At 64.1% G+C, this 19,701-nt stretch carries 22 protein-coding genes; 18 read left to right on the forward strand and 4 right to left on the reverse strand.

Annotated elements, in window-relative coordinates; all coding sequences use genetic code 11:
- Position 1 precedes the first annotated feature (1 nt).
- From J0M27_RS08520 to J0M27_RS08535, 4 genes are all read left to right on the forward strand, one after another.
- Positions 2-961: a hypothetical protein gene (locus J0M27_RS08520; protein WP_294989901.1), complete on the forward strand. Its 960-nt coding sequence runs from the start codon at positions 2-4 to the stop codon at positions 959-961.
- 61 nt (positions 962-1,022) lie between these two features.
- Positions 1,023-1,580 carry a GNAT family protein gene (locus J0M27_RS08525; protein ID WP_294989904.1) on the forward strand — a complete coding sequence of 186 codons (558 nt, stop codon included), beginning with the start codon at positions 1,023-1,025 and terminating at the stop codon, positions 1,578-1,580.
- Between the two features lie 62 nt (positions 1,581-1,642).
- Positions 1,643-2,392, forward strand: a complete 750-nt coding sequence (locus tag J0M27_RS08530) for a class I SAM-dependent methyltransferase (protein ID WP_294989907.1) — start codon at positions 1,643-1,645, stop codon at positions 2,390-2,392.
- 1 nt (position 2,393) lies between these two features.
- A complete protein-coding gene (locus J0M27_RS08535) occupies positions 2,394-3,488 on the forward strand; it encodes a class I SAM-dependent methyltransferase (protein ID WP_294989910.1) in 1,095 nt (364 codons plus the stop codon).
- Positions 3,489-3,595: 107 nt separating this feature from the next.
- Here J0M27_RS08535 and J0M27_RS08540 read toward each other — a convergent pair whose 3' ends face one another.
- The gene (locus J0M27_RS08540) at positions 3,596-3,994 is read right to left on the reverse strand and encodes a flagellar protein FlaG (RefSeq protein WP_294989913.1); all 399 of its coding nucleotides are present in this window, start codon (positions 3,992-3,994) and stop codon (positions 3,596-3,598) included.
- A gap of 193 nt (positions 3,995-4,187) precedes the next feature.
- A complete protein-coding gene (locus J0M27_RS08545) occupies positions 4,188-4,904 on the reverse strand; it encodes a flagellin (RefSeq protein ID WP_294989916.1) in 717 nt (238 codons plus the stop codon).
- 322 nt (positions 4,905-5,226) lie between these two features.
- On the opposite strand from J0M27_RS08545, the gene fliD reads away from it, so the two are divergent.
- The 14 genes from fliD to motD all read left to right on the forward strand — a co-directional run bounded on the left by fliD (position 5,227) and on the right by motD (position 18,783).
- Positions 5,227-6,612, forward strand: a complete 1,386-nt coding sequence (gene fliD, locus J0M27_RS08550) for a flagellar filament capping protein FliD (protein WP_294989920.1) — start codon at positions 5,227-5,229, stop codon at positions 6,610-6,612.
- Between the two features lie 11 nt (positions 6,613-6,623).
- Positions 6,624-7,049: a flagellar export chaperone FliS gene (gene fliS, locus J0M27_RS08555; RefSeq protein WP_294989923.1), complete on the forward strand. Its 426-nt coding sequence runs from the start codon at positions 6,624-6,626 to the stop codon at positions 7,047-7,049.
- An 8-nt stretch (positions 7,050-7,057) separates the two neighbouring features.
- Complete coding sequence (locus J0M27_RS08560; RefSeq protein WP_294989926.1) at positions 7,058-7,435, forward strand: flagellar protein FliT; 378 nt, start codon at positions 7,058-7,060, stop codon at positions 7,433-7,435.
- Between the two features lie 72 nt (positions 7,436-7,507).
- Positions 7,508-8,662 carry a flagellar hook-length control protein FliK gene (locus tag J0M27_RS08565; RefSeq protein ID WP_294989929.1) on the forward strand — a complete coding sequence of 385 codons (1,155 nt, stop codon included), beginning with the start codon at positions 7,508-7,510 and terminating at the stop codon, positions 8,660-8,662.
- On the forward strand, positions 8,649-8,966 hold the full coding sequence (locus J0M27_RS08570; RefSeq protein ID WP_294989932.1) for an EscU/YscU/HrcU family type III secretion system export apparatus switch protein: 318 nt from the start codon (positions 8,649-8,651) through the stop codon (positions 8,964-8,966). The genes J0M27_RS08565 and J0M27_RS08570 overlap by 14 nt, the downstream gene beginning before the upstream one ends.
- A 35-nt stretch (positions 8,967-9,001) precedes the next feature.
- A complete protein-coding gene (locus J0M27_RS08575) occupies positions 9,002-9,793 on the forward strand; it encodes a flagellar brake protein (protein WP_294989935.1) in 792 nt (263 codons plus the stop codon).
- A 357-nt stretch (positions 9,794-10,150) separates the two neighbouring features.
- Positions 10,151-11,296 (forward strand): flagellar biosynthesis protein FlhB, encoded by a 1,146-nt coding sequence (flhB, locus tag J0M27_RS08580; RefSeq protein ID WP_294989937.1) that lies wholly within the window; start codon positions 10,151-10,153, stop codon positions 11,294-11,296.
- A complete protein-coding gene (gene flhA / locus J0M27_RS08585) occupies positions 11,293-13,383 on the forward strand; it encodes a flagellar biosynthesis protein FlhA (RefSeq protein WP_294989939.1) in 2,091 nt (696 codons plus the stop codon). The genes flhB and flhA overlap by 4 nt, the downstream gene beginning before the upstream one ends.
- The gene (gene flhF, locus J0M27_RS08590) at positions 13,380-14,873 is read left to right on the forward strand and encodes a flagellar biosynthesis protein FlhF (RefSeq protein ID WP_294989941.1); all 1,494 of its coding nucleotides are present in this window, start codon (positions 13,380-13,382) and stop codon (positions 14,871-14,873) included. The genes flhA and flhF overlap by 4 nt, the downstream gene beginning before the upstream one ends.
- Positions 14,866-15,702, forward strand: coding sequence for a hypothetical protein (locus J0M27_RS08595; RefSeq protein ID WP_294989943.1), 837 nt, complete (start codon positions 14,866-14,868; stop codon positions 15,700-15,702). The genes flhF and J0M27_RS08595 overlap by 8 nt, the downstream gene beginning before the upstream one ends.
- Before the next feature lie 222 nt (positions 15,703-15,924).
- Positions 15,925-16,290, forward strand: coding sequence for a response regulator (locus tag J0M27_RS08600; protein ID WP_294989946.1), 366 nt, complete (start codon positions 15,925-15,927; stop codon positions 16,288-16,290).
- A gap of 185 nt (positions 16,291-16,475) precedes the next feature.
- A complete protein-coding gene (locus J0M27_RS08605) occupies positions 16,476-17,240 on the forward strand; it encodes an RNA polymerase sigma factor FliA (RefSeq protein WP_294989949.1) in 765 nt (254 codons plus the stop codon).
- 5 nt (positions 17,241-17,245) lie between these two features.
- Entirely contained in the window at positions 17,246-17,986 is a 741-nt protein-coding gene (locus tag J0M27_RS08610; protein WP_294989952.1) for a flagellar motor protein, read from the forward strand.
- Positions 17,986-18,783: a flagellar motor protein MotD gene (gene motD, locus J0M27_RS08615; protein WP_294989954.1), complete on the forward strand. Its 798-nt coding sequence runs from the start codon at positions 17,986-17,988 to the stop codon at positions 18,781-18,783. The genes J0M27_RS08610 and motD overlap by 1 nt, the downstream gene beginning before the upstream one ends.
- 21 nt (positions 18,784-18,804) lie before the next feature.
- On the opposite strand, the gene J0M27_RS08620 is transcribed toward motD, so the two are convergent.
- Together J0M27_RS08620 and flgM are read right to left on the reverse strand one after the other, a co-directional pair.
- Positions 18,805-19,275, reverse strand: coding sequence for a flagellar protein FlgN (locus tag J0M27_RS08620; protein ID WP_294989957.1), 471 nt, complete (start codon positions 19,273-19,275; stop codon positions 18,805-18,807).
- Positions 19,276-19,288: 13 nt separating this feature from the next.
- Positions 19,289-19,573 (reverse strand): flagellar biosynthesis anti-sigma factor FlgM, encoded by a 285-nt coding sequence (flgM, locus tag J0M27_RS08625; protein WP_294989960.1) that lies wholly within the window; start codon positions 19,571-19,573, stop codon positions 19,289-19,291.
- Between the last annotated feature and the right edge of the window lie 128 nt (positions 19,574-19,701).

A 19,701-nucleotide genomic window follows, 5' to 3' on the forward strand; every position in this document is an offset into this window, starting at 1 on the left:
GATGAAATGGCGTCGCCTTGGCCGCATATTCGATCCTGAATCGTTACCCCTGATCGAAGGGCAGTGCGGTTATGCGCAGTCGCCACAGGCGCTGGTCTGCGACGGTTTCGTGCGCATCTACTTTTCGACGCGGGTCCGCGATCACCACGGCATGTTCGTATCCCACGTCGCCTATGTCGATTTCGATCCGGGCCTGAGCCGGGTCGTCGACCACTCGCGCGGCCCCGTGATCCGCCTCGGGCCGCTGGGCAGCTTCGACGAGCACGGAATCTTTCCCATGAACGTGTTGCGCGTGGGCGACGAGATCCATGCCTTCACCACCGGATGGAGCCGGCGGCGCTCGGTCGCAGTTGATGCCGCGATCGGCTGGGCGCGCAGCCACGATGGCGGCCGCAGCTTCGAGAAGTTCGGCGCAGGCCCGATCCTTGCCGCGTCGCTCGAGCAACCCTTCCTTGTCGGTGACGCCTTCGTTGCCCATTTCGACGACCGGTTCCACATGTGGTACATCCATGGCACGAAGTGGATACAGGCCTCGCCCGGCGACCAACCGGAGCGGGTGTACAAGATCGCGCACGCCAGTTCCGTGGACTGCATCGACTGGACGCGGTCGGGCCAGGCACTGGTCACCGACCGCCTCGGACCTGACGAATGCCAGGCCCTGCCTACAGTTGTGCGCCTTGGCGACCGTTATCACATGTGGTTCTGCTACCGGCACGCGACGGATTTCCGGAACAACCCGGCGCGCGGCTACCGTATCGGCCACGCGTCGTCGGCTGACATGGTGTCGTGGCGGCGAGATGACGACGAGGGCGGATTGGCGGCATCGCCGGACGGCTGGGATTCGGAAATGCTTTGCTATCCTCATGTCTTCCACCATGCGGGACGGCTGTACATGCTTTACAACGGTAACGAGTTCGGACGCTGTGGTTTCGGCCTGGCGGTTCTCGAAGGCGAGGCTTGATGCAAATGTCGGCGCCGGCGATACGGCAAGGCATGACACTGGTCAAGATCGGAGGAGTGAAATGAACATCAAGGGCAAAAGCCTGATCCTGCGGGCGATCGAGGAAAGCGACCTGGTCACCCTGCACCGCTGGGCGAATGACAGCGAGACCCAGGATGTGATCGGCAACGTGCATTTCCCGAGCTCGATGGACTTCCACCGGACCTGGTTCCAGAACCTGAAGAGCGACCCGCTCAACCAGCGCCTGGCGATCGATGCGCCAAAGTTGGGGATCATCGGCATCACCAGCATCATCAACATCGACTGGCGCAACAACCATGCCTGGCACGGCGTGATGCTGGGCGACGCCGACATCCGCGGCAAGGGTTACGGCGCCGAAGCGGTGATGACCACCATGCGCTATGCCTTCGAGGAAATGCACCTCGAGCGCCTCGACGGTTCGATCATCGAGTACAACGAGGGTTCCTACGGCTTCTACTGCGGCAAGCTGGGCTGGAAAGAGGAGGGCCGACAGCGAGGCTGGTACTACCGCAAGGGACGCTATTGGGACCGGATCATGGTAGGCATCACGCGCAAGGACTATTTCGAGCTGGTCGAGCAGACTCGTTACTGGGATTAGTTCGTGCCGACGTCAGCCCCATCCTTGTCATTGCCGCGCGCTTTTCCTTGCGCCGGACGCAAATGAGTATCGAGCACGGCCTGCCGGATTCTGCGGCCGCCGACACAGCGGGCGGCAGCTATGCCTATGGCTTTGACCTCGACGTGATGCATCCCTACATGATCCGTGCCTTCGAGGACTTTTTCCGGCCCGGAAACCTGCTTGAACTGGGCTGCCACGAGGGCGCGTTCACGCGGAGGCTGCGGCCACTGTTCGACCACATTACCTGCGTCGAGGCATCGGCCGAGTCGCTGGTCAAGGCGCGGGCGGCACTCGGCGATGGCGTCGAACTGCTGCATTCGACGTTCGAGCAAGTGACGCTGCCGGCGCTCTACGACAACATCCTGATGACCCATGTCCTGGAACATGTCACCGATCCGGTCGCGGTCCTGCGCCGCGTCAATGCGGAATGGCTGGCTCCCGGCGGACGATTCTTCCTGGCGTGTCCGAACGCGAACGCGGCCTCGCGCCAGATCGCGGTCAGGATGGGGCTGATCGCGCACAACTCGGCGGTCACCGACGCAGAGCGGCAACACGGCCACCATCGCACCTACTCGCTCGGCACGCTGGAGCAGGATGCGGTCGCCGCCGGACTCAATGTGGTGCACCGCTCGGGGATTTTCTTCAAAGCCCTGGCGAACTTCCAGTGGGACCGGTTGTTGCGCACCGACATCATCTCGCGCGAGTATCTCGACGGCTGCTATGCGCTGGGCCTCGACCATCCGGACCTTTGCGCCAGCATCTTCCTGGTCTGCGAGCGCGGAGATGCCTGACGTGGAAAGGGATACCGGTGGCAAACCCGTGCTGATCTTTCCCGGTGGCATGCCACGCTCGCTCGACTACCTGCGGAAATGCCGCAGCGAGGGCGTAGCGGCGATAGGCGCGTCGTCGCTCGATTACGATGTCGCCAGCACGCAGTATCCGAACTGGATACAACTGCCCTATGTCAATCACCCGGAGTTCGACGCGGCGCTGGCCAAGGCAATACGGGAGCTTGGCGTCGGGGGCATCTATTCGCCGAATCCGGTGGTATGGAATCACCTCCACGCCGTCCTCGATACCCTGGCGCCGGGCGTCCGCCTGGTCAACGATTCGCCGATCGACGATGCGCTGGCCGGTTTCCGCGCCGCGCGAGCGAGGGCACGCGAACTGCTCGACCACCCGCTGCCGGTAACTGTTGACCGGCCAGGCAAGCCCGCCGTGGACGAAGTCGAACTGGCCGCGATGTTTCGCCACGCCGAGGTCATTCCCGGAATGTGCGACCGCGAGAAGTCCTGCGCACTGCACGAGATCGCGCGCCATTGCGTCGCCGGCGACCTGGTTGAAATCGGCAGTTGGTGGGGCAAGTCGGCATTCCTTCTGGCGCGGCTGGCCAGGCTCTACGACATCGGCAATCTGCTCTGCGTCGATCCATGGTCGAACGAGCACCTGGTGCAGGACGACGCGACCGGCATCGTCGACAGTGGTTCGGCGATGGTCGATGCCGGCGAGGCGCTGGCCGTGTTCGAGATGAATCTGTTGCCCTACAGCGCAAACCACGTGAACTATCTGCGCCTGCCGTCGACTGATGGCGCGACGTATTATCGGAGCCGGCGGTGCGTGACGACGCCACGTTTCGGCAGCGTGGCCTACGAAGGCCGCATCGCGTTGCTGCACATCGACGGCAACCACGCGCAAGCGGCGGTCAATGCCGATGTCGCGGCCTGGAGCGGGCTGGTGGCGAGGGGTGGCTGGATCGTACTCGACGACTATATGTGGCCCTTTGGCGATGGACCGCGCAGGGCAGGGGATGCTTTCCTCGCCGAGCGCGGGAGCGAAGTCGAAACGGCATTCACCATGGGCGGCGCCCTGTTCATCCGGATGGCTTGATTGCGGCGGCTCGGCATGGGGGCACGGTAAGCGGCAAGATGCGGCGAAACGCCGCGCTGCGGCATTTCGCTGAAGTGCTGCATAGGCCAGGCAGTCTGGCCTGAGGCTCAGGCTTTCTGCTTGAGCAGAAAGCCCTGTTGGAACTCCCCGATCGAGCGCGAGATCGCAAGGGTCTCGTCGGACGGTATCTGTCGAATCAGTTCCCCGGTCTCGGTATCGGTCAGTCGGACGACAAGCCGGTGGGTGTCGTCATCCATGCTGAACTCCAGATTCCGGTTGGACTGCCGCATCACCTTGTTGATCTCCCGGACGGCTTCCTTCAGTTGCTCGGGCGTTGGTGGGCGTGCCACTTCCACGACGGTGGCAGTTTGCGAGGATTCGACGGCAGCGGGGGCGCGCACTGGTCGCGTGCCACCCGCGGCGGGTATTCCCCTCGCTCCCTCATCCCTGGCGCGCGTGCCGACCTGGGGATCCAGGTTCGGCCCGTTGGCAGGCGAGATGGTCATGATGAATCTCCTTCGCACCGTTTGCCGGCTCCAGAGCAATTCCAGCCGGGAGCCGCGTTGTTTCCATTAGTACTGATCAGTCACCTACTTAGCTGCTTTTCCGCTTGGCCGAAATCCGGGGTAGCGGTTGCCATCCACTCCCCGGAGTTCACGGAATCGTCACCAATCCCTATGACTGACCACCGTTCCGTTATTAGCGCAGCAAGCTGAGCACGCTGTTCGGAATCTGGTTGGCTTGCGCCAGCATGGCCGTACCCGCCTGTTGCAGGATCTGGTTGCGGATCATGTTGGTGGTTTCGACGGCGTAGTCGGTGTCCATCACCCGGCTGTAGGCAGCCGCGGTATTCACCGACTGCACGCCGAGGTTGGCGACGGCGGACGAGAAGGTGGCCATGTCGGCGCCGTAGGTGGCGCGGGCGGTGGTGACGGCGGTGATCGCGGCGTCGATCTGGGTGATGGCCAAGCCGGCGGCGATGGTGGCCTTGGTGCCGGCACCGGTGAAGGTGCCGCCGTTGGAATTCACCACGACCGTGCCGGTGTTGCCTGCCAGGGCCAGGATGCGGGTGTTTTCCGCGACCAGCGCCGTTGCCTCGGAACCGGCGGCGGTGCCGCCGAGCTGCACGGCGATTTCACGCTGGCGCTGCAGGTTCTCGAGGACTTGCTGGTGGTAACCGTCGTTGATCTGGGCGGTCGAGATGCCGTCGTTGGCGTTGCGCATGGCCTGGTTGGCGCCGCGCACCTGGCTGTCGTAGCCGGCGGCGGTGACCATGCCGGTGGGGTCGTCCTTGGCGCTGTTGATGCGCAGGCCGGAGGACAGGCGTTGCATGGCGGTTTGCAGGCCACTGGCGGACTTGTTCAGGGCCTGTTGGCCGAACAGCGAGGCAACGTTGGTGTTGATTACTTGTGCCATGGTGGTTCTCCTTAGCTGGTTTCATCGACGGCTTGGTTGCCATCCGCTTCGGTTTGCCCCGCTTTGGTGAGGCTTGGTAACCGCAGTTGGAAGCCTTAACGGGCGATCGCAGGAAAACTTTAGGGATTTTCGTGGATGCCTCCGCCGGACGGTTTTCCTTTCCTTGTATATGGAGGCCCGGCCCGGATGGACTTCGCTGTTCCTGAAGGGATGGAAAGCCGGGCTCGGCCTCGATCCAGCCTGGCGACGAATCGATCTGTATTTTCGTCCTCAAGATTTCCCGGACGATTCCGATATAGTTCCCATACTGGAGTGAACCACCATGCCAACCATCTCATCACCGGGGCTTGCGACCGGGCTGGACGTCAACGGGATCATCGCGAAGCTGATGGAGCTCGAGCGGCAGCCGCTGACCAAGCTGTCGACCAAGGAGAGTAACTATCAGGCCAAGATAACTGCCTATGGTTCGGTAAAAAGCGCCCTGTCGACGCTGCAAACGGCGGCAACCACCCTGGCGGATACCGCCACGTTTGCCGCCAAGTCGGCCTCGGTCTCCGATTCGACGGTCCTCGCAGCTGCGGCATCGACCACGGCGGTCGCCGGCAACTACAGCATCAGCGTCACCCAGTTGGCCAAAAACCACACGCTGCGCAGCAACACCAATTACGGCGCGACGACGGACACCTTCAATACAGGCAACCTGGCGATTTCGATCGGGGGCGGCCTTGCCGTGGATGTGCCGATCAACGGCCTCAACAACACGCTGGGCGGAATCCGCCAGGCAATCAATGATGCCAACGCTGGCGTTACCGCAACCATAGTGAACGACGGAACCACCAATCGCCTGATGCTGAGTTCGTCCACCAGCGGCGCGGTGGGTGCGATAACCGTCACGGCCACCGATTCGGGAAGCGGCGGCACGCATGCGCTGGCCGGGCTGGACTCCGCCGCGCTGGTGCAGACGCAGGCGGCAGACAACGCTTTGCTGACCATCAATGGCCTGTCCATCAGCCGTTCCTCCAATACGATCAGTGACGCCATCGAAGGGGTCACCCTAACGCTCAACAAGGGCACTGCGCTTGCGCCTGGAAACTCGACCCTGAGCATCGCAAAGAACACCGCGGCAACAACAACCGCCGTCGACAGTTTCGTCAGCGCCTACAACGCAATCGTCAGCATGCTGAAGACCAATTCGGCTTACGATGCGGCGACCAGAAAGGGCGCAATCCTCAATGCCGAAGGTACCGTGCGCTCGATCCAGGCGGAACTGAGCAGCCTGGTGCAGACCACCGTCACGGGTGTCGCCGGAGGCATCGCGACGCTGTCCAGCATCGGTATCTCGGTGCAGACCGACGGCAAGCTTTCGGTCGATAGCACCAAACTCGCCGCCGCGCTGGCCGATTCGACCAAGGATGTCAGCGCCTTGTTTACGCAGACTACCGAAGGCAATGAAGGTATCGCGGTGAAGTTCAAGACCTCGACGCGGGCTCTGGTCGCCTTCGACGGCCTGATTGCCGGGCGAACCGACGGCATCACGGCTTCGCTGAAGGACATCGACCGAGCCCGTGAGGCGCTGAATGTGCGCTTGGTGGGGATCGAGGCCCGTTACCGCGCACAGTTTACGGCGATGGACGGACTCGCCAGCAGCATGAACCGGACCAGCCAATACCTGACCCAGCAGTTGTCCAGCCTCCCATCGATCTCATAAAAGGAGACATCATGTCCTTCGCTTCCAGCAATTCCGCCCAGACCTATGCAAAGGTGGGCGTCGAAACCGCTGTCGCCGCCGCAGATTCCCACCAATTGATCGTGATGCTCTTCGATGGGGCCTTGCTCGCCATCGCCAAGGCCGAAGGCTTCATGGGCCAGGGCATGATTGCCGAGAAAGGCGAGGCCGTTTCGCGCGCAATCGACATCATCGCCAACGGCCTGCGGGCCAGCCTGGACTTCTCGGCAGGCGACGAACTGGCAGGCAGGTTGGCTGGCCTCTATGACTACATGGGCCTGCGTCTGGTCCATGCCAATCTGAAGAACGACCTCGGCGCCTTGCAGGAGGTCGGCCGTTTGCTGGGCGAGATCAAGTCTGCCTGGGAAGAAATAGCAGACGATCCCGCGGTACTTTCGACGAGCAAAGCCGCAGCCTGAGACTTACCATGCTGTCGATGCCCAGCCACATCGACCGCTACGAAGAAGCCTGCGCCCTGTCCGCACGGATGGTGCGTGCCGCCCGATCCGGCGAGTGGGATCTTCTGATCGCGCTGGAAGCCCGGGTTGCGGCCTTGCGCGACGGGATGATGGCCGAATCGGAGGCATCCCCCGAGGAAAGGTTGGTCGCTCCTGAGATCGCCCGCAAGCGCGGCTTGATCCAGCAACTCCTTGATGACGATGCGGAAATACGGCGCCACACGGAACCCTGGATGGAGCATGTGCGCAAACTGCTGGGCGACCATGGCCGTCGCCGCCGGGTACAACAGGCTTATGGGGCAACGGATAGTCCGGATCCAGGTTTCGACAGCGTTTCGCGGGCATGAGGCGGTCGGTAGGTTTCGCCCGGGAGTGAGGTCGACCGACTTTTTCATCGAATGTGAGGGCGCCCCATGGTGATGATTCCCACCGATGTCGGCGTTCAGGTACGCGCCCAGACCGAGCCGGGACTTGGGCCGGTGCGAGCAATCGCCGAGATTCCCGCCGACTTGCCGGAGCTGCAGCAGGGGCAGGTATTCCGCGCCCGCATCCAGGAAGCGCTCCCGGAAAACACCTACAAGGCTCTGGTGGCGGGGCGTTCGCTGACGCTTTCGCTGCCCGAGGGCGCCAAGCCCGGCGACACGCTTGAACTTGTCGTTGTCGACCGGACGCCGCGTGCCATCGTTGCGCAGTCCGTCCCGGCGGGTACGGCGGCGCCGGGCGAGCCCTATCAGCAGGCGAGGCTATCGTCTACGGGACAACTGATTGCCGCCCTATTGCCGCGCGAGGGCGACACGGCGGTGCCGGTCGCGTTGACCCGTGGCCGTCCGGTGCTGGCTCAGGTTCCGGCCAGCGCGACGGAGATGGCGCGTATGCTGCCGGCGCAGCTGGCACAGGCGGTCGGTTCCAGTGGCTTGTTCTACGAAGCACATCAGGTTCAATGGGTGCTTGGTCAGTGGCCGCGCTCCAGGCTTCTCACCGAACCCCAGGGTGAATATTCGCGTGACGGCGCGCGTGCCGGATGGGTGCCGTCGTCCGAGGAGGCGTCCCCGCAAGAGTCGGCGCTGGCGGCACGGCGTCCCAACACGAATTCCGGCCAATCCGCCCCGACCTTGCTCCAAACCCTTTTCGGCGGCGGCGCGACAGCGGCCGCCACCGCCGTTGAAGAGGCCAGCCAGCAGGTGAGCCAGTCCGCCACGCGGATGATTCCCGAGGACTTGCGCCCCTTGGTGCAGCAGCAACTCGAAGCTGCCGCAACCCAACGGCTGGCATGGCATGGCGAGATTTGGCCCAGGCAGGAGATGGACTGGGAGATCCGGCGCGACGCTCCGCAGCGGGACGACGCGAGTGCTGGTGAGCCTTCCTGGAACACCAACCTGCGCCTGACCTTGCCGCGATTGGGTGAGATCGAAGTTCGCGTGCAACTCAGCGGACAGACCCTGCGGCTTGACCTGCAGACCGGCAAGGCGAACAGCGAAGCCGACCTTCGCCTGGCCTTGCCGTCGCTACGGCAGGCGCTGGCCGCCGCCGGCCTGGATCTCCTTGATGCCAGGACCAGCCATGGACAAGCCTGATCCCGCGTCCCAGCGCACGCTTGCCGTGGCGCTGAAGTACGCCGGCGGCGATTCCGCGCCGACCGTGGTGGCGAAGGGGCGCGGGCTGATCGCCGACGAAATAGTCGCGCGGGCGAAAGAGAGCGGGGTCTACGTCCATGAATCGCCGGTGCTGGTCGCGCTCCTCGCGCAACTGGATCTTGACCAGCACATCCCACCGGCGCTGTATCTGGCGGTGGCCGAGTTGCTGGCCTGGCTGTATCAGGTCGAACGCGGCGAGCCACCGGTGCTTTCCCTGCCCGTCGGCGAGGGCAAAGCAAGCTAGAATTAAACGCGAATCTTTCGCTGCCTCCTCCGGAAATGACGACTCCCGCCGATGATCCCGCCGCCGCATCGCCAAAACGGCCGGTGGCGAAAATCCTGCCCAGCGACGAATACAGCCAGTACCTGCTGACGTCGCAGGCCGAAATGTTTGCTATCTGCCGGGGTCTGGCGGAGCACGTGTCGCAGGTCAGCATGATCTTCAACGAAGGTCAGGACATGGTGCTGACCAGCCTGGTCAGCTGGGGTAGCGACGGGCTGGTGTTCGACCTGGGTGCTACCGCCGAGATGAACCGCAAGGCGCTGCAGGCGGAAAAGCTGTTTTGCACGGCGCAACTCGACCGCGTCGAAATCCAGTTCATCCTCCGTGGCGTCGACCAGGTCGAATTCAACGGGCGCGCCGCGTTTCATGCGTCCCTGCCGGACAGCATCCTGCGCCTGCAGCGGCGCGAGTGTTTCCGGCTTGGAACGCCGATCGCCAATCCGGTCATTTGTCGGTTTCGTGTGCCGGGGGCGGCCGGGGAAAGCTCCATGCTCCGGGTCCATGTGGTCGATATCAGTCTCGGCGGGGTTTCCCTGGCCGGTTTACCCATCGATCTGCCCCTCGAGTCGGACATGACATTTCAGGATTGCAGCATCGACCTGCCGGACGGCGGCCCCATCGTTGCCACCCTGCGGCCTTGCTGGCAGAACGAAACCGTCAGCCGCAGCGGCATTCGCGCCAAGCGGGCCGGCTTTGCGTTTGTCGATCTGCCGCGCGTCAAGACGACGGTGATCCAGCGCTACATCATCAAGATCGAACGCGAGCGCAAGGCACGCGAACTGGGCTGAGGCGGGGTTCCTCTCTGCAACGATCGCGGACCGGGCGGCGACCGGTTCCGGCGGCGACCGGCGCCTTGGCCTTGCCCGGCGCGGGGCATGATTCGTCGGTGTGCGCTCGCCTCGCAACCGGCGTTTATTGCCTGGCGGGATATCCCGGCCAATGGACCGTAGACGCCTTGAAAGATGTCCATGGCATTGGTCCGGACTACCGCGCAGCGCCTTGAAATGATTGGGATTCGGCTTTCCCGGAGCAGATGAAACGGGAACAGGTCGGCGCTTGCTGAAATAGGTACCGGTTTCGGCGTTTGTTCGGGTCCTCCCGATTGCCCCCGCCGGCAATAATTCCCGGCATGAGAGACAATGGCCGTGGCTGAGGACAGCGACCTCGAAAAAACCGAACCCGCCTCCGCGCGCCGGCTGGAACAGGCGCGCGAGGAGGGCAATGTTCCGCAATCCCGCGAGCTCATGGCCTTCATGGTGCTTGCCGCGGGCGCCGGGACCTTCTGGGTGCTTGGCGGCTGGATTGCCGGTGCCGCCGCCAGTCTGGTGCGCGACGGCCTGAGTTTCAGTCGCGGCGCGGCCTTCGATACGTCGGTAATGAACGAGAGCGCGCTGGTCCTGACCATCGATGCCTTCCGCCTGGCTGGGCCGATCTTCCTTGTGATCATCGCAGCCGTCATCGCCACGCCCTACATCATGGGTGGCCCGGCAATGTCGGCCAAGGCGTTCCAGCTCGACCTCACCCGCCTGGATCCGGTCAAGGGCCTCGGCCGCATGTTCTCCTGGCATAGTGTTGCGGAATTGCTCAAGGCCGTGCTCAAGGCGCTGCTGGTGGGTGGAATTCTCTGGTGGATCGTCAGGCACGAGCAGGATCGCCTGTTCAGCCTGATCACGCAGCCGATCGAAGTCGGTCTCGCCTCGTTCTCGCAACTGCTGTTCTTCAGCTTCGTCGCCCTGATCGCCGGCCTGGCGATCATTGCCGCGATCGACGTGCCTTTCCAGCTATGGCAATACCACGACCGGCTGAAGATGACCCGCGAGGAGTTGCGCCAGGAACACAAGGAAAGCGAGGGCGACCCGCAACTCAAGGCACGCATCCGCAGCCAGCAACGCGAGATCGCGCGCGGTCGCATGATGGCCGAAGTGCCGAAAGCGGACGTGGTGGTGACCAATCCGACGCACTTCGCGGTGGCGCTCAAATACGACGGCGATTCCATGGCGGCGCCGGTGGTGGTGGCCAAGGGGATGAATCTCGTGGCGGATCGCATCCGCGAACTGGCCACGGAGAACCGGGTGCCCTTGCTCGAGGCACCGCCATTGGCGCGCGCCCTGTATCGCCACGGCGAAGTGGGCGACGCGATTCCTGCCGCGCTCTATTCGGCGGTGGCGGAAGTGATGGCCTGGGTTTATCAGCTGAACGACCATGCGGCTGATGTCGCGGCGAAGGCCCTGCCCATGGCGCCGACGCTGATCGCCGTGCCCGATGGTCTCGACCCGGGGACGCCGGCATGAACGATAGCCTGGCCCAGCAGGGAATCGCCGGTCGCCTGAACCTGCGCCAGATGCTGGCGCCGCTGCTCATCGTGCTGATCCTGTCGATGATGGTGCTGCCGTTGCCGGCCTTCGCCCTCGACGTGTTCTTCACCTTCAACATCGCGATTTCCATCATGGTGCTGCTGGTGGCGATGTACACCATGAAGCCGCTCGATTTCGCGATCTTCCCCACGGTGCTGCTGGTAACGACGCTCTTGCGCCTGTCCCTGAACGTTGCGTCGACGCGCGTGGTGCTGCTGCATGGCCATACCGGGCCGGATGCCGCCGGCAAGGTGATCGAGGCCTTCGGTCATTTCCTGGTGGGCGGCAATTACGCGGTGGGCATCGTGGTGTTCATCATCCTCACCCTGATCAATTTCATCGTCATCACCAAGGGCGCCGGGCGCATCGCCGAGGTCTCCGCCCGCTTCACGCTCGACGCCATGCCGGGCAAGCAGATGGCGATCGATGCTGACCTCAATGCCGGCCTGATCGGCGAGGACGAAGCGCGCAAGCGTCGCTCCAACGTGGCGCTGGAGGCGGATTTCTACGGGTCGATGGACGGCGCCTCGAAGTTCGTGCGCGGCGATGCCGTGGCAGGCATCCTGATCCTGTTCATCAACATCATCGGCGGCCTGATCGTCGGCGTCCTGCAGCACGACATGAGCGCCGGCGATGCGGCCAAGGTCTATACCCTGCTGACGATCGGCGATGGCCTGGTGGCGCAGATTCCGGCGCTGATCATTTCCACGGCAGCGGGCCTGGTGGTAACGCGCGTTGCCACCGAACAAGATGTCGGCCAGCAATTGGTGGCGCAATTGTTCGGCAACCCGATGGTACTGGCCCTGACGGCCGGCATCCTCGGGATACTGGGCTTGATTCCCGGCATGCCGAATCTTGTGTTCCTCCTGCTTGCATCGGTCCTCGGCTATCTGGCCTGGCGGCAGTTCAAGAGCCCGATCGCGGCCGCGAAGGAGCGTTCAGTGGAGGCGGCTCAGCCCGCGGCACCGGTTGCCGAAAGCGTCGAGGCGAGCTGGTCGGACGTGGTTCCGGTCGACATGCTCGGACTGGAAGTCGGGTATCGGCTGATTCCGCTGGTCGACCGCGGGCAAGCCGGCGAATTGCTGAAGAGGATACGCGGCCTGCGCAAGAAATTTGCGCAGGAAATCGGCTTCCTGCCGGCGCAGGTGCACATCCGGGACAACCTCGAACTGCGGCCGAACGTGTATCGCCTGAGTCTCAAGGGGGTGCCGATCGGCGAAGGCGAAGCCTTCCCCGGCCAATACCTGGCGATCAACCCGGGGCGGGTGTCCGGCCAACTCGCGGGGGCCGCGACAAAGGATCCCGCCTTCGGCCTGCCGGCAATCTGGATCGATGCCAGCCTGCGCGAGCAGGCGCATGTGTTCGGCTATACCGTGGTGGATGCCAGCACGGTAATCGCGACACACCTCAACCACGTGATCCTTTCGCATGCCACCGAATTGCTCGGGCGCCAGGAAACGCAGGCCTTGCTCGACCATCTCGCCACGGAATCACCCAAGCTGGTGGAAGACCTGGTGCCCAAGCAGATCGCGCTCGGCGCGCTGCAGCGGGTATTGCAGAACCTGCTCGATGAGGGCGTCAATATTCGCGACATGCGCACCATCATCGAAACCCTGGCCGAGCTGGTGCCCCGCGTGCAGGACCCGATCGAGCTGACTTCGCAGGTGCGGATCGCCCTCGGCCGCGCCATCGTCCAGCAGCTCTATCCGACCGGCAACGAGATGCAGGTGATGGCCCTGGATCCCGGCCTCGAGCGGTTGCTGGGGCAGGCCCTGCAGGGCGGGGGCGATGCCGGCGGCATCGAGCCGGGACTGGCCGATACGCTGTTGCGGGAAACCGCAGTTGCCGCCCAGCACCAGGAAGACCTCGGCCTGCCGGCGGTATTGCTGGTACCTCCAAATTTGCGCTGGCTTCTGTCGCGCTTTCTGCGGCGCGCGGTGCAGCAACTCCGGGTGATCTCGAATGGCGAGGTTCCCGATTCGAAGATCATCAAGGTGACATCCATCATCGGAGCTAGAAAATGACAGCGAAACGCTTCGTCGGCGCCACCGCGCGCGACTGCCTGCGGCGGGCAAAGGAAGTGCTGGGTCCTGATGCGGTGGTCATCTCGAACAAGGCGGTGCCAAACGGCGTCGAGATCGTCGCCATGTCGCCCGAGAGTCTGGATGCCATCTCGCAGAATGTGCGTCCAGCCGCCGCCGTCACGCCATCGCCGGCTCCGCTTCCGCCTTCGCGATCGATGCCCCAGGCGGATGAGGATTACACCGTTTCGCTGGCATCGGCGCGCATTCGTGCCAGCAGACAGAACTCCGAGCCGCCGGTGGTGCAGCCCTGGATTACTTATGGGAAATCCGCTGCGGCAAGCACCCCGACGGTTGCTCCGGCCGAACGAAAAGCCGAGCCCGCGCATTCGTGCGTGCCGGACGCGCGAGTGCACTATTCCCCCGGGGTGCCGGTCGCCGCGACGCATGCGGACCCCATGCCCCAGTGCGGGGACCCCAAGCATCACGATGCCCCGACCGGCAGGAAGATCGCGGATCGCCCTGTTGTGGAAAGCCCGGTCCAGACCGCGCAACTGGTCGACGAAATGCGGCTCATCAAGAACCTGCTCGAACGCCAGCTCGCCGGCTTTGCCTGGGGCGAAATGGCGCGCGAGGCACCGACCCGGGCGCAACTTCTCGGCGAAATGCTGGCAGCGGGGTTTTCGGGCGGCCTGACGCGTCGGTTGATCCAGGAAATGGCGGCCGACCTCACCCAGGATGAAGGCCGCAAGTGGCTTACCGCAGCGGTCAACAGGCGCCTGCGCACCTTGTCGTCGGACGCTGACTTCATCGATCGCGGCGGTGTCTATGCACTGGTCGGGCCGACCGGGGTCGGCAAGACCACCACGACCGCCAAGCTGGCCGCCCGCTGCGTGGTGCGCTATGGCGCGGAACGGCTTGCGCTGCTGACCACCGATGGTTACCGGATCGGCGCCCACGAGCAATTGCGCATCTATGGCCGGATACTTGGCGTGCCGGTATTCGTGGTCCGCGACGGCGAGGACCTGCGCCGCACCCTGGCGGACCTGCGCGACAAGCACATGGTGCTGATTGATACCGTTGGCATGAGCCAGCGCGACCGGATGGTGGCCGAGCAGGCGGCGATGCTGACCCGCTCCGGCGAGGTCAATCGCCTGCTGCTGCTCAATGCGGGAAGTCGCGGCGATACCCTGGATGACGTGGTGCGTGCGTATGGCGGCGAGGATTTGGCCGGTTGCATTCTGACCAAGGTGGATGAAGCGACCGCCCTTGCGCCGGCGCTGGATTGCATCGTTCGCCACGGCCTGACCCTGAGCTATGTCGGCAACGGCCAGCGCGTGCCCGAGGATTTGCACCTGCCCAACCGCCAATACCTGCTGCATCGCGCCTTCAAGCTGCCGTCGGGCGAGACGGCGCACAGCCTGCGCAACGAGGAGATCGCCCTGTCCTTCCCGCCGTCCCAGGATGCGAAGCTGGGAGTACGAATTGCTTGACTGGCACGCCGGACCGGCCGCGGATCAGGCTGCAGGTTTGCGGCGCATGTTCAGGGCGCGACCGGCGCGTGCGGTGGCCTTTGTCTCCGGCCGCGAATCCTGCGGCCGAACCACGCTGCTGGTGCACACGGCGGTTGCCCTGGCCGGAGCGGGAGAGTCGGTGGTGATCGTCGACGAGAATCCGGGCCCGGACAACGTGCATCGGGTCTTCGGTCTCAAGGCGCGGCACGACCTGCTCGATCTGATCCAGCGCGGCCAACCCCTGCAAAGCCTGGTGCAACCGGTCGCCGCGCGCCTCAGCGTTCTCTCCGCCGCCGGTTTCGTCGCGGCCGTGCCGCAGGTCGATGCCTCGACCGCGGCGCACCTGAATACCGCGTTCCGGCAATTGCAGGAAGGCAGTTCCTATGTCCTGATCGATTGCGCTGCAGGGAAGGGGCAACATCTTTCGCCGCTGGCGCTGGCGGCGCCGCAGATGGCGGTCGTCGTTGCGGCACAGGGCACGGCGATAACCACGGCCTACGCGCTGGTCAAGCGATTGGTTCAGCAACGCGGGCGCGAGGGATTCCAGGTCGCGATCACCCGGGCCGGGAGCGATAGGGAGGCCCTCTCGATTTTCCACAACATGCGCCAGACGGCGCAGGAGCATCTCGGGGTGCGCCTCGATTACCTGGGCAGCGCCCGTGTGCCCAGCGTGGACCATCTTGCCGATGCCTTGCAGGGCAGCCTGTCCCAGTCGGTCGGCACGGGAGACTGGTTCGGTTTCCTGCCAACCGCGAAGGGAAATTTTTTGCCATCGCCGGCCGGGGCCACGCTCGTCCGGTCATCCTGAGCGCTACGCGTTCAGTGGATCACTGCGCATTCGGCAGGGGGCGGACAATCGGGCAATAGTTCGCCGTATCACGGCTACGTAGATTCCGCAGTTTGCCGCGTAATTCACGGATAAACAAAATGTTGCGGCTTTGAGAAACTGCCTGCACGAGCGCAAGGGCAGCAAGGCGTCCATTCATGGCGGAATGAAAAGACACGTGGGTTCATCTCAGGGAACGGCACTATGAACACGATCATGTTGGTGGACGATTCGGCAACGATCCTGCTGTCGATATCGAACATCCTGACCAAGGCGGGATACGCGGTCGAGAAAGCCGGCAACGCCGCCGAGGGACTGGCCAAGTTCAAGAGCGGGATGAAGGTGGACCTGCTGATCACCGACCTGAACATGCCGGGCATGAACGGCATCGAGTTCATCAAGGAGGTGCGCACCCTGCCCAACTACAAGTTCATGCCCATCCTCTTCCTCACCACCGAATCGCAGCAATCCAAGCGCCTCGAAGCCAAGGCCGCCGGTGCTTCGGGCTGGCTGGTGAAGCCCGCCACCGCCGACGAACTGCTCGGCACCATCAAGCTGGTGATCCGCTGATGGGCAATCACGGCTAGGCGTCCGGCGCCGAAGCTCATCATCGAAGACGACACACACCTGGGCATGAACCATCGCAAGGGCAAATTGGTCGCCCCCCACCCCAATCCCCGCCCCAGGGCGGAGCTATTGGCCGGCTCCCTGCGGTCGATGGCGCCAGCGACCTATCCTTCGGCTTCGCGCTAAAAATGTACACAGCCCAGGGCGTCCTTGCCAAGGACCAGCAGATTGCGCACTACATGCCGCTGGTGCGGCGCATAGCGTATCTCCTGATGGCCCGGCTTCCGGCCAGCGTCGACGTCGACGACCTGATACAGAACGGGCTGATCGGCCTTCTCGATGCCCTCGAGCGTTTTGAAGAGGGGCTGGGCGCGCAATTCGAAACCTATGCCGTCCAGCGCATTCGTGGCGCCATGCTCGATGGCTTGCGGGAGAACGACTGGATGCCGCGCAGCGTGCGGCGCGAGATGCGGCGCGTCGAGGAGGCCATCCGCACCCTGGAACACGAACGCGGCCGGGCACCGTCGGAAAAGGAACTCGCCGATGCCCTGGGCCTGTCCCTGGCGGACTACCAGAAGCTCCTGCTCGATGCCCGAGGCCACCAACTTGTCTATATCGAGGATATTACCGAAGGCAGCGGGGACGACTACCTTGAGCGCCACGTTTCGGAGACCAGTCGTGATCCGCTGGGATTGCTCGAAGAGGAAGGCACCCGCAGCGCGCTGGCGGCAGCGATCGAGGCGCTGCCCGAGCGCGAAAAGCTGATGATGGCGCTCTATTACGAGCAGGACCTGAACCTGCGTGAAATCGGGGAAGTCCTGGGCGTCACCGAATCGCGTGTTTGCCAGTTGCACAGCCAGGCGGTGGCCCGCCTGCGCGCGGTCCTGACGGGGGCCGTGAAGCCGGCGGGGTCCGGAGTGCGCGGCCGTTCCGCGGCAAGGGCTGGAGCCTGAAGCGGATGGACAAGATCAGCATCGCCGGCCTGCTGCTGGGTCTTGCCGCGATCATTGGCGGACAGGTCCTGGAGGGCGGCCATCTCGCTTCGCTGTTGCAGCCGACCGCGTTCTTCATCGTCGTCGGCGGCACCCTGGGCGCCGTCATGCTGCAAAGCCCGCTCAGCGTGTTCCGCCAAGGCATGAAAATGGGGGTCTGGGTTTTGTACCCGCCGCTGGTAGAGCCGCAGAAGCATATCGCTGAAATATCCCGCTGGAGCCAGATCTCGCGCAAAGAGGGATTGCTGGCGCTGGAGGCGCAAATCCAGGCCGTGCGCGATCCGTTCGCGGCCAAGGGTTTGCAGCTGCTGGTAGACGGCGCCGAACCGGAGCGCCTGCGCGAAGTGCTGGAAGTCGAGATCAGTGCCTGGGAACACAGCCTCAAGGCTGCGGCCAAGGTATGGGAATCGGCGGGTGGTTATTCACCGACCATAGGGATCATCGGCGCCGTGATGGGGCTGATCCATGTCATGGAGAACCTGTCCGATCCCTCGAAGCTGGGCAGCGGGATCGCGGTCGCTTTCGTCGCCACGATCTACGGCGTCGGCGCGGCCAACCTGGTCTTCCTTCCGGTCGCGAAAAAGCTGATGGCGAACATCGCGCGCGTGGTGACTCTGCGCGAAATGCTGGTGGATGGCCTGGTCGGGATCGCCAACGGCGACAACCCCCGCGTGCTCGAAAGCCGCTTGCAGGGCTACTTCGTCTGATGGCCCACTTCAAGCGCCGCCGTCGCCGGCGGGAGGAAGACGATCCGGAGAACCACGAGCGCTGGCTGGTGTCTTATGCCGATTTCATCACCCTGCTGTTCGCCTTCTTCGTCGTGATGTACGGAATTTCCTCGATCAACGAGGGCAAGTACCGGGTCATGTCCGACTCGATCGTGTACGCCTTTCGCGCCGATCCGGGCACGGCGCCGGGTGCCGCGGTGTCGCAGCGCGCGACCGAGCAGATCCAGATGCCGCTGCCGATCCGGCGCATCCAGCCCAAGGCAAGGACGGACGAAACGCAGTCGATGAAGAAGGAACACCTGCGCAACCTGGCCCGGGACCTCAACCAGGCCCTTGCGCCGCTGATGGCGCAGGGCAAGGTCAGGGTGAGCGAAGGTGCGTTTGGCCTGACCGTCGATATCAGCGCCAGCGCGCTGTTTGCGCCCGGCGAGGCGCGACTGGACCTTGGCGCGGTGCGGGCACTGGGCACCGTGGGCCGTGTCCTGGCGGCAGCCGACTTTCCGGTCGTGGTCGAGGGACACACCGACAACATTCCGATCAGCACACCGCTGTTCCCCTCGAACTGGGAGCTTTCCGCCGCCCGCGCGGCCAGCGTGGTTCGCCTGTTCATCGACACCGGCATGGACCCGCGTCGCCTGACCGCGACCGGCCATGCCGATCAGCGGCCGGTTGCAGACAACGCCACGGGAGAGGGGCGGCAGAGCAATCGCCGGGTCGCCATCACGATCGAGTCGAGATTGCCCGACAACAAGGTCGAATTGCCGCTGGGCGGGTAGTCCGGTGCCTTCGCGCCCGGATCAGGCACTGCCCAGTGGCCGCCTGCTGGCGGCCATGCTGCGCTGGCCATCGGCGCCGTAGGTGCCGCCTGCGGCGGAACTTCCAAGCAGCGCTTCGAGGGCCTGCTGGTTCTGCTGCAGGTGGGCCGCGATCAACTTGCCATTTAGTTCGTTTTCGTCCCTGGCGTCGGTCGCCAGGTCCATGTAGATCTGCCAGGATTTGTGCGCCGCCGGTCGCATGCCGACGGGGCGGGCGGCGATCCAGGCTTCGACCCCGGCACGGCCGATGCCAAGACCGGCGGCGCCAAGCGCCGCGTCGCGTCGGGTATCCAGGTCGGAAAGCCGTGTCGCCAGCGCCGACTTTTTTTCGGCGATGGCAAGTAGTTGGCTGGTGTCGCCCTTGACCAGGCAATGCCGCTCGTCGGCGACGGCGGCGAGAAACTCCTTCAATGCGCCGATTGTCTGGTCCAGCAGGTTTGCAATGGCAGCCAAGGAGTCTGGGCGATCACGCTGCCGGTCGGTTTTTCGCCAGGAGTTCCTGCACGCCGTCCAGCAGGCGGCCGGCGATCTTGTCGGCGTCGATTTGCAGGCGGCCATCGGCGATGGCCTGACGAATTTCGGCGACGCGCTTGCTGTCGAACGGTGCGGTCGCCGGCTCGGCGGAACGGACACCCGATGTGTCGCCGACGTTGGCTGCATTGGCCGGCACGCCCGCAGGGGAGCCCGCCGCCTTCTTGGGCTGTGTCTTGGGCAGAGAGAGCGACGAGGGGATCGAGGAGTCGATTTTCATGGTGTACACCTGCTATCGGTTCGGGGCTTGCGTGACATAACGGCCCCGGCAGGCAGAACTTTAACGCGAAATGACTGATTTGGCGTCGGGAGAATCATCGAGCACAGATCGACAATGAGAAATCAGAC

Origin of the sequence: Sulfuritalea sp. (assembly GCF_017302275.1) — a bacterium.
Lineage (GTDB): Bacteria > Pseudomonadota > Gammaproteobacteria > Burkholderiales > Rhodocyclaceae > Sulfuritalea.

Coding starts and splice junctions, on each gene's coding strand:
- J0M27_RS08545 (WP_294989916.1), bottom strand. CDS start 4,904: ATGGCACAAGTAATCAACACCAACGTTGCCTCGCTGTTCGGCCAACAG.
- J0M27_RS08575 (WP_294989935.1), top strand. CDS start 9,002: ATGACGACTCCCGCCGATGATCCCGCCGCCGCATCGCCAAAACGGCCG.
- J0M27_RS08520 (WP_294989901.1), top strand. CDS start 2: ATGAAATGGCGTCGCCTTGGCCGCATATTCGATCCTGAATCGTTACCC.
- J0M27_RS08570 (WP_294989932.1), top strand. CDS start 8,649: ATGGACAAGCCTGATCCCGCGTCCCAGCGCACGCTTGCCGTGGCGCTG.
- motD (WP_294989954.1), top strand. CDS start 17,986: ATGGCCCACTTCAAGCGCCGCCGTCGCCGGCGGGAGGAAGACGATCCG.
- J0M27_RS08605 (WP_294989949.1), top strand. CDS start 16,476: ATGTACACAGCCCAGGGCGTCCTTGCCAAGGACCAGCAGATTGCGCAC.
- J0M27_RS08560 (WP_294989926.1), top strand. CDS start 7,058: ATGCTGTCGATGCCCAGCCACATCGACCGCTACGAAGAAGCCTGCGCC.
- J0M27_RS08530 (WP_294989907.1), top strand. CDS start 1,643: ATGAGTATCGAGCACGGCCTGCCGGATTCTGCGGCCGCCGACACAGCG.
- J0M27_RS08610 (WP_294989952.1), top strand. CDS start 17,246: ATGGACAAGATCAGCATCGCCGGCCTGCTGCTGGGTCTTGCCGCGATC.
- J0M27_RS08600 (WP_294989946.1), top strand. CDS start 15,925: ATGAACACGATCATGTTGGTGGACGATTCGGCAACGATCCTGCTGTCG.
- flhA (WP_294989939.1), top strand. CDS start 11,293: ATGAACGATAGCCTGGCCCAGCAGGGAATCGCCGGTCGCCTGAACCTG.
- flhF (WP_294989941.1), top strand. CDS start 13,380: ATGACAGCGAAACGCTTCGTCGGCGCCACCGCGCGCGACTGCCTGCGG.
- J0M27_RS08565 (WP_294989929.1), top strand. CDS start 7,508: ATGATTCCCACCGATGTCGGCGTTCAGGTACGCGCCCAGACCGAGCCG.
- J0M27_RS08540 (WP_294989913.1), bottom strand. CDS start 3,994: ATGACCATCTCGCCTGCCAACGGGCCGAACCTGGATCCCCAGGTCGGC.
- J0M27_RS08525 (WP_294989904.1), top strand. CDS start 1,023: ATGAACATCAAGGGCAAAAGCCTGATCCTGCGGGCGATCGAGGAAAGC.
- flgM (WP_294989960.1), bottom strand. CDS start 19,573: ATGAAAATCGACTCCTCGATCCCCTCGTCGCTCTCTCTGCCCAAGACA.
- fliS (WP_294989923.1), top strand. CDS start 6,624: ATGTCCTTCGCTTCCAGCAATTCCGCCCAGACCTATGCAAAGGTGGGC.
- fliD (WP_294989920.1), top strand. CDS start 5,227: ATGCCAACCATCTCATCACCGGGGCTTGCGACCGGGCTGGACGTCAAC.